The sequence below is a fragment of the Saprospiraceae bacterium genome, assembly GCA_016715965.1.
Lineage (GTDB): Bacteria > Bacteroidota > Bacteroidia > Chitinophagales > Saprospiraceae > Vicinibacter.
The window spans coordinates 2,933,022-2,945,140 of record JADJXG010000001.1; the positions used below are offsets into that span (position 1 = coordinate 2,933,022).

7 protein-coding genes and 2 tRNA genes are annotated in these 12,119 nt (G+C 41.5%); all 9 read left to right on the plus strand.

Annotation, left to right across the window (positions count from 1 at the left end; all coding sequences use genetic code 11):
- The first annotated feature begins 22 nt into the window (after positions 1–22).
- Entirely contained in the window at positions 23–4,123 is a 4,101-nt protein-coding gene (locus IPM48_11185) for a gliding motility-associated C-terminal domain-containing protein (protein MBK9272149.1), read from the plus strand.
- Positions 4,120–4,794: an RluA family pseudouridine synthase gene (locus tag IPM48_11190; GenBank protein MBK9272150.1), complete on the plus strand. Its 675-nt coding sequence runs from the start codon at positions 4,120–4,122 to the stop codon at positions 4,792–4,794. The genes IPM48_11185 and IPM48_11190 overlap by 4 nt, the downstream gene beginning before the upstream one ends.
- Before the next feature lie 102 nt (positions 4,795–4,896).
- Complete coding sequence (locus IPM48_11195) at positions 4,897–5,376, plus strand: biotin/lipoyl-binding protein (GenBank protein MBK9272151.1); 480 nt, start codon at positions 4,897–4,899, stop codon at positions 5,374–5,376.
- Between the two features lie 2 nt (positions 5,377–5,378).
- Positions 5,379–6,419, plus strand: a complete 1,041-nt coding sequence (locus tag IPM48_11200; GenBank protein ID MBK9272152.1) for a hypothetical protein — start codon at positions 5,379–5,381, stop codon at positions 6,417–6,419.
- Positions 6,416–7,903 (plus strand): acetyl-CoA carboxylase biotin carboxylase subunit, encoded by a 1,488-nt coding sequence (locus IPM48_11205; GenBank protein MBK9272153.1) that lies wholly within the window; start codon positions 6,416–6,418, stop codon positions 7,901–7,903. Before IPM48_11200 ends, IPM48_11205 begins: the two co-directional genes overlap by 4 nt.
- A 23-nt stretch (positions 7,904–7,926) precedes the next feature.
- Positions 7,927–9,990 (plus strand): methylmalonyl-CoA mutase, encoded by a 2,064-nt coding sequence (gene scpA, locus IPM48_11210; protein ID MBK9272154.1) that lies wholly within the window; start codon positions 7,927–7,929, stop codon positions 9,988–9,990.
- Between the two features lie 194 nt (positions 9,991–10,184).
- Positions 10,185–11,588: a chromosomal replication initiator protein DnaA gene (dnaA, locus tag IPM48_11215; protein MBK9272155.1), complete on the plus strand. Its 1,404-nt coding sequence runs from the start codon at positions 10,185–10,187 to the stop codon at positions 11,586–11,588.
- Positions 11,589–11,709: 121 nt separating this feature from the next.
- A tRNA-Ser gene (locus IPM48_11220) sits at positions 11,710–11,798 on the plus strand.
- A 21-nt stretch (positions 11,799–11,819) separates the two neighbouring features.
- A tRNA-Pro gene (locus IPM48_11225) sits at positions 11,820–11,893 on the plus strand.
- Positions 11,894–12,119 lie beyond the last annotated feature (226 nt).

The following is a 12,119-nucleotide window of genomic DNA, read 5'->3' on the forward strand; positions in this document are numbered from 1 at the left end:
TTAAATCAATGCATCCATTAAAATGAATAAACTACTTTTTACTCTTCTCCTCCCATCTTTGTTTGTAAGCGTGCTATGGATTGGGGAATTGGCAGCACAATGTGCAGGGTTGGATGCGGATGCAGGACCGGACCAATTTACCTGTGATCCCTTGGATATGATTACCCTCCAGGGAAATGTCAATGGAAATTATACAAAAATCATGTGGACGCCAACTACTGGTCTCAGCAACCCCGTTGTTTTAGATCCAATGGTGACCCACAAATCTCCCGGTAGATATACCTATCGTTTAACCGCAGAAGGGCAAAGCAATGTCAATCTGATCAGCAATGGCGATTTTGAATCGGGTAATTCAGGATTTAGTACCGAATATGCTTTTGGCGCACCGGGAAGTCCTTTTGGTCCCAATAACTACGGCATTGGTTCCAACCCTATGGCATACAACAGTGGATTTAGCCCTTGTGGAGATAACACATCCGGAGGTGGCTTGATGATGATCGTGGATGGATCAACTGCTGCGGGCAGAAGAGTATGGTGTCAGACGGTGCCCGTGGTGGCAGGAAGAGATTATCTTTTTGAGTTTTATGTGATGAGTGTATTTCCTGTTGCACCTGCCCAACTATCCATCAGCGTGAATGGAAATATTATTGCATCCGGTGGTGCGGGTGCAGTTTGCGATTGGATAAGAATTGAAGGCTGCTTTCAAGCCACGAGCGGCTCTGCCCAAATCTGTATTTCTGAAACATCCGGTATTGGTTACGGCAATGATTTTGCTTTGGATGACCTGGCGCTGTTTGAGAAATGCATTGATTTTGATGAAGTCACCGTTGAGATTGTAGACATTCAAGCAATGATTACTGCGCCCAATGTTCCCAGATGTGGTTCGGATCCATTTGATTTGTTTGCGAATGGCTCCTCTTTTGGACCAGGATTTACTTATGAATGGTCAACAGATAGAGGCCGCATCCTTTCTACCAATGGAATGATGGCCAGAGTCAGAGGCTCAGGGACATACACCCTAACCGTCAAATACAAAAATGGCAATACAGAATGTGAGGCAGAAGCTCAATTTGATTTTGAAGCACCCGATGCTTTGGCCGGCAATATTTTGACCAGTGGAAAAGTAAGCTGTGCCGGGGATACCCTCAGTTTAAGAGCCATCATGGCTACGGGAAGCGGTAGCTATAGTTACAATTGGAGCCCGGGCGTCAATGTGATCAGCGGACAGGGAACAGATCTGATTAGGGTTTTATTGCCGGGAAAATACACGGTTACTATTGTGGATGAGCTGGTGGACTGCGAGCTTGTCCTCGATTTTGATCTCCAGGCTGATACCTTTGCACCTAATATCGCATTGTCCGGAGATTCTCTCCTTACCTGTCGTTTAAAGCAAGCGACCATCAATGTATTACCATCTGACACTAATCAATTTCAAATTGTTTGGACAGATCCTATGAATTCACAAATATCTCCGCAAAACTCGATAACGAGCAATATCCCGGGCTTATACAAAGTGCGATTGATTGATAAATTGAATCATTGCAGTGACAGTGCAGAGTGGAATATTTTCATCGACACTTTAAAACCAAATTTCGATTTGGGCGAGGATCAATTCATAGATTGCAGAGACAGCTTGGTGTTAATTGAGCCATCGTTCACTCAGTTGCCTGGAAGCGCTCATATTTTTTGGACCATTGCAGGATCAGCTTTGTCCACTGAATTTAATTTAAACAACAAATTTGTCAGTAAACCTGGTTTGGTCAACTTGCGAATTCTGGACACACTCAACGGATGTGAAGCCAAAGATTCTTTATGGATCAATGATTTAAGAAAAATACCGGATTTGGAGGCAGGAGCTGGTGACACCATCACTTGTTTGAATTCTCAAATTACACTAAACGCCATCACCAATCCCTCGGATACACTTTTATACCAGTGGTTTACAAATGGAGGTAATATTCTTTCTGGAGAAAATACACCGGATGTTCTAATCAATCAAAAAGGCTGGTATTTTCTGTCTGTACATAATCCATCCAATGGATGCAGCAATTTTGATTCAGTATTTATTGATGAGGATTTGGTCAAACCTATCTCTGATGCAGGTCCGGATCAATTGTTTAGATGTCTGGATAGTCTGATCACCATTCAGGCGCTTGGTAGCAGTACAGGGATTGAGTTTGAATATCAATGGTTCACAATGGATGGCGATATAGTTTCTGGATATACATCATTAAGTATGCAACTCCGTCGCCCGGGCCGGTATACCTTAATTGTAACCAATCGTTTGAATGGCTGCTTGGATAGTTCTTTTGTGGACGTTTTGCCGGATCAGAATTTACCCATTGTTCAGATCTCTGTCCCGGATACCATTAATTGTATAAAATCCTCGGTCGTCCTTAACGCCAATGTAAGTTCTCAAACGGGAAATCCACTGAATTACTTGTGGACCAGTTCACAAGGTGGCATCGTTTCCAGTCCGGATGTACTCTTGGCAAGAGTAGATAAGCCAGGTGTATACACCCTGACTGCTACGGACCCAAGCAATGGCTGCATGTCTTCAAGTTCCGTGGTGGTTCAGATTGATACATTGAAGCCAACGATCCATGCGGGTTGGGATTTAAAATGGAATTGTGCTACCCAAAATCTAATGCTTTCCGGGACAGCCTTTACACCTGCATCCAATTTAAATTTCTCCTGGAGCACTGCGGACGGCTTAATCATAGGAAATTCAGATACTCAAAATATTCTTGTAGGAAAAGCAGGAGCATATATTTTCAAAGTGACCAATCAGATCAATGGTTGTGAAGAAACAGATCAGGTAGATGTGATACTGGATACCATGAAGCCACTTGTAATTTTATCATTTCCGGATACTTTGAGCTGTAAAAGACCATTTGTTACCATCCATGCCCGAGGTTCAGATGTGGGTCCAACATTGTATAGATTCTGGACGAATCAAGATGGTATTAGAATTAACCCGTTCTATTCAAACCAACTCGATGTAACCATTCCGGGGACCTACACATTGACCATTCGAGATAGCAGTAATTTTTGTGAATCTAAAGCGACGGTCGAAGTGGTAGAAAATAAGCAAATTCCAAATTTTTCATTAACTCCTGTCAGAGAGCTAACTTGTTTGGTTCAGCAAATTACACTTGGCGTGCAGGTACAACATTCTTTGGTATATTATGAAACCTATTGGTTTACTTTCAACGGAACGATTGATTCAGGGAGGTTTACGGATCAATGCATTGTTTCTGCACCTGGTGAGTATTTTGTAAGAGTGCGCGACACCTTGAATGGTTGTGAAAGAATGGATACAATTATTGTTACCGAAAATACAAATCTTCCTACTGGCATTGATTTATCCATAAATCAGCCCAAATGCAGTGGCGATATTTCCGGCGTCCAAATTTTAAATGTGGTTGGTGGTGAGAAACCTCTGGAATTGTTTGTTGGAAATCAAAGAATCAATGGTCAACAAATCAACGGATTGTCTCCGGGTCTTCATGTTTTGACGGTGCGGGATGCCAATGGTTGTACCCATCAACAATTGATACAAATTGACACACCTTCTATGGTCTCTTTGGACATTGTGCCGGAGATTAAACTAAACTTTGGAGAGAATTACGTCCTTCAACCCACTTATGGCAGTTATCCGGATTCAATTGCCTGGATAAGCTGGACGCCGTCGGATTACTTGAGTTGCAATGATTGTAGAGAACCCGAATTGATCAATCCGCAGGAAGACATTGAGTATTTGGTAACCTATGCAGACAAAAACGGATGTCAGGCATCATCAAGGGTCAAGGTGAAAATTATTAAACGGGGTATTTGGGTGCCAAATTCATTTAGTCCCAATGGCGATGGAGTAAACGATAATTTTATACCCGTTTTAGCGCCCGATAGCTATCAAATCATCCGAAGTTTGAACATTTATGACAGATGGGGGAATCTGGTCTATGCTGGGAGGAATTTATTGCCAAACAATCCGAATGATGGTTGGGATGGAAATTATAAGACTCAACCTGTCAATCCGGGTGTTTACGTTTGGATGCTTGAAATAGAATGGAAAAACGGAGAACTCGAAAAGTTTCAGGGTGATTTGAGTCTGATCAGATGACAGAAATCCCCCTTATTGTATTTGAAGACAAACACCTGATGGTTTTAGATAAACCAGCAGGAATGGTTTGTGAAGCTGGACAAAAAGCAAATAAGCTGAGTGTCCAACAATGGGTATTAGAACATTTTATAACCTCGGGGCAGAAAGCCAAAAATCTGATCGCAGGCATTTGCCATCGTTTGGATAAACCTGTTTCGGGTTTGATGGTGGTGGCCAAAAAACCTTCTTCATTGAAAGAATTGAATCTCATGTTTCAGAGAAAACTAGTGCATAAGTATTACCATGCATTGGTGGAAGCAGATGCCTCTGCCATTCCTTTACATCCATCTCTTTTCCTTTTGAAAGATGAAAAAATTGTCAAAGCCATTGTAAAGGACCAGCCGGCGACTGGTTATAAAACCATCAAATCAGAATTCGAATGTATTGAACACAATGCAGAATACTCCGTGCTTAAAATAAGAATTTATACGGGTCGTTTTCATCAAATACGGTCTTCCCTGTCCTTCTTGGGGTTTCCGGTTTGGAATGATCAATTGTATGGCGCAAAATACCGATCAGACATTGCGGGCATAGGATTGCAAGCAACCAGATTGGATTTTGTTCATCCGATTTCCAGAGAACCCATGTCGTTTAGTATTGAGAATAGGCTAAAACACCAATTTATTGATTGATTTTACAGAAAATTGGATTCATTTAGATTAAATGAAAACGTTTCCTTTTTATCGCTGATTCTCTTCAATTTAATTTAGTTTTGCAGTTCTCAAAAATAAATGATGTCAAAGCGGAAGGTATTGGTCGAAGGGCAGGAAATTGAAATAGATGACTCCATTTTGAAAGATTTAGATGTTCAAAAGCAAGGATTGGATGGATTTCATTTAATCTTTCAGAACCATTCAATGAATGCAAGACTGGTATCTATATCTTTGGAAGACCGAATAGTCCATCTAAAAGTTGGCAACAAATCCTATTTATGTAAAATAGGGAGGCCCATGGATGATGTGATAGCTCAACTCAATTTTAATAAATCCAATGGAAGGGCTGAAAAAAACATTCTTGCTCCAATGGCTGGATTGATTCTGGAAATTCACGTCAGAGAAGGGCAGGAAATTTTCAAAGGGGATAAGCTGATTACATTGGAAGCAATGAAAATGGAAAATGTCATTCGGGCACCCAAAGATGGTCAGTTGGACTCAATTTATATTGAGAAAGCTGCTAAGGTGGATAAAGGACAAAGGCTTTTGAGTTTTAAGTAAAAATGGGAAACTTAGATCATCAACGAATGAGGAAATCGGCCATGGATTGGCTGAAAGCAGTTGGTGCTGATGCAGGGCTTTTGCTGCATCATCCGATCAATGAACAGCTACGGGGTATTTCTTTTCCACATCCTGACTTGGTACAGTGGGATGGACACATTCCCAATGTCAATCCTGCGGCAAGGAGGATTGGGATGCATATAACGAATCATTTATTAGGGGATTGTCAAATCCTTCAATTGAGAGAACTGCTGTTTTATATTTTAGAGCATGGCGTACAAAATATAAGCTGGTCAGCTGGTATATTGAAGGATCCGATGGACATGATTCAAATTTGGGATGGTGTACATTTTGACTTGATTAAATTGAATTTTGCACTTTCTCAGGATTGGGATACTGAGCTGGGCTTAAATTATATTAACGCATGCTGTGTTTTGAATGGTCCTTTCAATTTTGAATTTGATATAAAGAGCAATCTACCCGCATCATGGAAGAATAAAATTTACAATGAAAAAAGAGAAATCGGAATCCATGCTATTTTGAATTTGGACGCCACGGAAATGACACAATGGAGCATTGATTTGATACCGCAGCTCAATCAATTTTTTAGAGACTGGGATGGTCCAGGTTCTGTCAAACTAATTTTGAGATTGCGATTGACCCACGATTTTTTGACCAACATCGCTTTGATAAGAGCATTGAGATTTTTGATTTCCAATCATTTTTCAGAAAGTGTTATTCTCGAAACAGAAATTTCGGCGATTCATTCCAGAGAAGATCCATTTCAAGGGCAAATTACTCAATCCGTCCAACAGCTTTCTGCCATTATTGCTGGTCCGGATACCTTGTGGGTGCGTTCAAATCCAATGGATAATGATGTTCAATTTAAACAATGGCTGAGGACATCATTGCATACTTTACATATTTTAAAGGAGGAGAGCTTTATGGATTTGGTGGAAGACCCCGTCAAGGGATCCTTTTATATCGAAGATCTGACACAAAAAATTTACTTATTATTTTTAGCCCATTCGCCAATTAAATGAAGCAATATATAAGAAAAATACTTGTAGCCAATAGGGGAGAAATAGCTTTGAGGGTCATGCGGACTGCAAAAAAATTGGGTATTCAGACGGTGGCAGTTTTTAGTGAAGTCGATCGTAGATCACCCCATGTATTGGCCGCAGATGAAGCAGTTTTTATTGGAGCAGCTCCTTCCCGCGAATCTTACCTGAACATGGACAAATTGGTGAAGGCAGCTCTGGATACTCAGTCAGATGCCATTCATCCAGGTTATGGTTTTTTGAGTGAAAATTCTGAATTTGTCCGAAAAGTAAAAAATGCCGGACTGATTTTTATTGGCCCTCCCGCTGAGGCAATGGATCAAATGGGCTCTAAAATTGCCGCTAAGCAAACGGCAGCAAGACTGAATATTCCCCTGGTACCCGGAACCGAGAAAGCGATCAGTGGCTTGGAAGAAGCCAAAGCCATTTCCGAATCTACAGGTTTTCCATTACTGATCAAAGCGAGCGCTGGAGGTGGGGGTAAGGGAATGAGATTGGTGGAGTCCATGGATGAGCTGGAGGAACAATTGAGACAAGCATCCAGTGAAGCTTTGTCTGCGTTTGGAGATGGTTCCGTTTTTATTGAAAAATTTGTGAGAAGGCCGAGACACATTGAACTACAAGTTTTTTGTGATTCACATGGGCAAGGTATTTATCTTTTTGAAAGAGAATGCAGCATTCAACGGCGACATCAAAAAATTATTGAAGAAGCTCCATCCTCTTGTTTGTCTGAGCAACATAGAGAAAGGATGGGAAAGGATGCGGTCAGATTGGCATTGGGTTGCAATTATGTAGGAGCCGGGACAGTGGAGTTTCTGGTGGATGAAAACCTGAACTATTATTTTCTCGAAATGAACACAAGACTCCAGGTGGAGCATCCCGTTACCGAAATGATCACCGGGCTCGATCTGGTAGAATTGCAAATTAGAATAGCAGAAGGAGATCCGCTTCCATTTCACCAATCCGATTTAAAAATAAAGGGGCATTCCATTGAAGTCAGAATCTGTGCAGAGGACTCGAGAAACTATTTTTATCCAAGTATTGGGACTTTGAGCACCTACAATCCACCGACTTCAGAATTTATTCGGGTCGATGACAGTTATACCCAGGGTATGACAATTCCAATAGAGTATGACCCAATGATTGGTAAGTTAATCGTCCATGCAAAAGACAGGCAGGAAGCAATACAGCGAATGATCATGGCCATCCGAGATTTTGAAATCGAGGGTGTTGAAACTACCTTACCTTTTTGTGAATTTGTCTTACGTCATCCTGATTTTATATCAGGAAACTTTGATACCGGATTTGTTGAAAAATACCACAAAGATTATTTAGAAGAAAAGGAGGATCCAGTCAGAATCAAGGCAATTGCTCTTATGGCAAGTAAGATCTGGACTGAGAAGACTTCCAATGCGCAATTTCTTTTGAAATCAAAAAGCAATTGGCAAAACAAAAATATGAGGTAAACCTATCGCAAGAACATTGAATAATGCATAATCCTGAAAATATTGAAATTAAAAAGGAATTTGGACCTTCTGACAGGCCGGAAGAATTTTCTGACCATGTGGCGGGTTTAATACCCTTTTTACGTGGACCCTATCCTTCCATGTACATTACCCAACCATGGACCATCAGGCAATATGCAGGTTTTTCAAATGCGAAAGATAGTAATACATTTTATAGAAAGAATCTAGCGGCAGGCCAAAAAGGCCTCTCTGTAGCCTTTGATTTGGCCACGCACAGAGGATATGATTCGGATCATCCAAGAGTCAGTGGTGATGTGGGAAAAGCGGGTGTTGCGATAGACACAGTCGAAGACATGAAGTTGCTTTTTGATTCCATTCCTTTGGATCAGATGTCTGTTTCAATGACGATGAATGGTGCCGTTCTGCCCATAATGGCTTTTTATATCGTAGCAGCTGAAGAACAGGGTGTTGCTTCTGAAAAACTCAGCGGTACCATCCAAAATGACATATTGAAAGAATTCATGGTGAGAAATACCTACATCTATCCGCCGGAAGCTTCCATGCGAATTGTGTCTGATATCTTTGCGTATTGCGCTAAGTTCTTGCCGAAATTTAATTGTATTAGTGTAAGTGGATATCACATGCACGAAGCTGGTGCACCGGCTGATCTGGAATTGGCTTATACCCTGGCAGATGGCTTAGAGTACATTCGGACTGGTCTTAAGGCGGGCTTGGGAATCGATGATTTTGCCCCCAGGATTTCCTTCTTTTGGGGGATAGGAATGAATTTCTTCATGGAAATCGCAAAATTGAGAGCGGCCCGTTTATTGTGGTCAGAAATGATATCGAAATTCAATCCACAAAACCCAAAGTCTTTGGCATTGCGTACCCACTGTCAAACCAGCGGATGGAGTCTGACCGAGCAGGATCCTGTAAACAACATCACCCGCACTGCTGTGGAGGCTATGGCAGCTGTCTTGGGTGGGACCCAATCGCTGCACACGAACTCGATGGATGAAGCCATCGCTTTGCCGACGGACTTTTCCGCAAAAATTGCCAGAGACACTCAATTGTATATCAAGGAAAAAACCCTGGTTACCAGAGCAGTGGACCCCTTCGGTGGATCGTATTATTTGGAATATTTGACCAATCAATTGGTAGAAAGGGCCAGAAAGCACATCATTGAAGTTGAAAACGTCGGTGGTATGACCAATGCGATCGAAAAGGGAATTCCAAAACTCAGGATTGAGGAGGCAGCTGCCATCAAGCAAGCAAAAATTGATTCAGGTCAAAACAAGATCATAGGAGTCAATGTATTCAAAACTGCCGACACTTTTCAATATGATATACTAGAAGTGGACAACGACTTAGTGAGAAAAGAGCAAATAGAAAAGATCGCTCAGGTAAAAGCTTCAAGGAATACACAAGATGTTGCAAAGATTTTGGCTAAATTGACGGAAGCTGCCCAAACTAAGACTGAGAATTTATTGGCCATCGCCGTAGAAGCTGCAAGGAAAAGAGCCACACTGGGTGAAATTAGCGGGGCATTGGAAAAAGTATATGGCAGATATGAGGCAAAACATCAAACCATCCGATCTGTTTATAGCCAGGCCAGTTCTAATAAACCACTATTGCAAGAAATTTTAAAAAAATCAGACCACTTTGCCAGAGTGGATGGCCGCCGGCCAAGAATAATGGTGGCAAAATTGGGTCAGGATGGTCATGATCGCGGTGCAAAAATCATTGCATCCGGATTTGCAGATTTTGGTTTTGATGTAGACATTGCTCCTTTATTTCTGACGCCGGAAGAAGCCGCAAGACAAGCCATAGAATCGGATGTGCATGTATTGGGTATTTCTTCCCTGGCAGCAGGGCATAAGACCTTGGTTCCTCAAGCCATAAAAGCATTGGCCGATTTTGGAAGAAATGATATTCTTGTTGTGCTGGGAGGGGTGATTCCTCAAAAAGATTACCAGTTTTTATTAGATCATGGTGTTTCTTGCATTTTTGGTCCGGGTACCCCATTGACCACTGCCGTCCAAATTGTACTGGAGCAAATGTTCCAGAGATTCCACCCTGAGGTATAAGGGCTTAAATCAGGACTAAGGGTTTTATATGGAATGGGTAGCCTCAACACCAACTTTCCCACTAAACCAACTGCTTTAATCATATTATTATTTTCAATCATTTTTGAGAATTCATTATTAGAATAGCGAAATATTCCTGACTTTTGCCAGCCGTCTGATTACGAAGCAATTTACATTTTTTAACCAATCTCTTGATGCCTACAGACCATCATTTAAGTTGGAACAAGGTATTGGATGAAGCGCGTAAGAACCTCACTCCAAAGCACTTTAATACCTGGTTTGTTCCCATCAAGCCCGTTCAACAGGACGGCAATGTCCTTACTTTGGAAGTGCCGAACGAATTTTTTCTGTCGCATTTGGAGACACATTTTTTAGATGTACTAAAGGATGCAGTGAAGGGAGCCATGGGCCCCCGAAGCAAGATTGAATACAGAATTGCCATGGAGGAATACAAAAAGCCTGGTCCTGACAAAGCCAGACTTTCAAAAAATGAACTCCACGAATCCGGGAGCATAGGAATAGCCAATCCTTTTGTAATTCCCGGTATAAAAAAACAAAGCTGGGATGCCAATCTAAATCCCCATTATACTTTTGAGAACTTTGTAGAAGGTCATTGCAATCGGGTAGCCAGACAAGCAGGACTCCAGATTGTCAATAAACCAGGTGAACTTTTTAATCCACTTTTGGTGTATGGCAATGTAGGCTTGGGTAAGACCCATTTGCTTAATGCCATCGGCAATGCCATATTAAAGAAGCATCCAAAACTTCATGTGCTTTATTTGACTTCTGACAAGTACACCAATATGTTTGTGCAGGCCATTAGGAACAATTCAACAACAGATTTTGGACATTATTTTCAGCAAGTTGACGTATTGATCATTGATGACATTCAATATTTTTCAGGGAAAGCGGGCACCCAGGAAATATTTTTTCACCTTTTTAATCAAATGCATCAAAACAGAAAGCAGATCATCATGGGGTCCGATAGAGCCCCCAAAGATTTGAAAGAAATAGATGAAAGATTAATCAGTCGGTTTAAATGGGGAGCTTCATTGGAACTTTTGACTCCGGATTATGAAACCATGATGGCTATATTGGAAGAAAAATTGGAAGAGAAGGACCTTGAACTGAGCAATCAGGTGAAAGAGCTGCTCTGTCACAATCTGAAAGACAACATTAGAGAAATCGAAGGAGTTATTGTTAATATTAAACTGCAGAGTTCCCTGAATGGGAAAACGGCAAGTTTGGATCTTGTAAAAGACATCCTCCAAAGTTTCTCCAATAGAGCTGAAAATGAGGTAAGTATTGAAGCAATTGCCCGTATCGTTTCCGAAAACACAAACATCCCGGTGACAAGCATGATGGGTAAAAGCAGACAAAGAAACATCGTTCAGGCAAGACAATTGGCCATGTATTTTTCAAAGAGAATGACCAATAAACCGCTTGCTTCAATTGGGACTGCATTTGGAGGTCGAGACCACAGCACTGTAATCTATTCATGCGAAGCTGTAGAAAACATGATGGATACAGACAAATTATTTGAAGAAATGGCCCGCAAAATTGAGAGAACAATAATTAAAACATTGGGAATTAAGTAATTGAGTGCATCGAATCTGGTTTTTGTTTTAAAAGACCCTGCTGAGATTCTCTAACTTGATAAAATAAAATAAGTTTGGTTAAATTCTGAAAATTCATACTTTTGCGTCTCTTTTTGAGTAAGGTGAGGTGGGTGAGTGGCTGAAACCAACGGTTTGCTAAACCGTCGTACTCCGAAAGGGGTACCGAGGGTTCGAATCCCTCCCTCACCGCTAAAAAAGTGAGGAAATTTTCGGGGCGTAGCGCAGTCCGGTAGCGTACCTGGTTTGGGACCAGGGGGTCCCAGGTTCGAATCCTGGTGCCCCGACGATGAGAAAGAGCATGAAGAAAATCATGCTCTTTTTTTTGTGCGCTATGCATACCATTAATCTATAGGGTGAAAGTCCCGAACGAGCCAACCAACGGGAATCGTTAATCCAAAGCAAGGGTGTTTATCGCGAGGTAAAATCTGAAGGAAGTAGCGGATAAAATTGTGAACCAACGAACAGAAACGGAATAAAAGGCTTACGCTGTGGGTGAGTGGGCATTAGACT

Excerpts from the sequence above, each read along its gene's own strand:
- IPM48_11185 (MBK9272149.1), top strand. The coding sequence starts at position 23 with ATGAATAAACTACTTTTTACTCTTCTCCTCCCATCTTTGTTTGTAAGC.
- IPM48_11190 (MBK9272150.1), top strand. The coding sequence starts at position 4,120 with ATGACAGAAATCCCCCTTATTGTATTTGAAGACAAACACCTGATGGTT.
- IPM48_11195 (MBK9272151.1), top strand. The coding sequence starts at position 4,897 with ATGTCAAAGCGGAAGGTATTGGTCGAAGGGCAGGAAATTGAAATAGAT.
- IPM48_11200 (MBK9272152.1), top strand. The coding sequence starts at position 5,379 with ATGGGAAACTTAGATCATCAACGAATGAGGAAATCGGCCATGGATTGG.
- IPM48_11205 (MBK9272153.1), top strand. The coding sequence starts at position 6,416 with ATGAAGCAATATATAAGAAAAATACTTGTAGCCAATAGGGGAGAAATA.
- scpA (MBK9272154.1), top strand. The coding sequence starts at position 7,927 with ATGCATAATCCTGAAAATATTGAAATTAAAAAGGAATTTGGACCTTCT.
- dnaA (MBK9272155.1), top strand. The coding sequence starts at position 10,185 with ATGCCTACAGACCATCATTTAAGTTGGAACAAGGTATTGGATGAAGCG.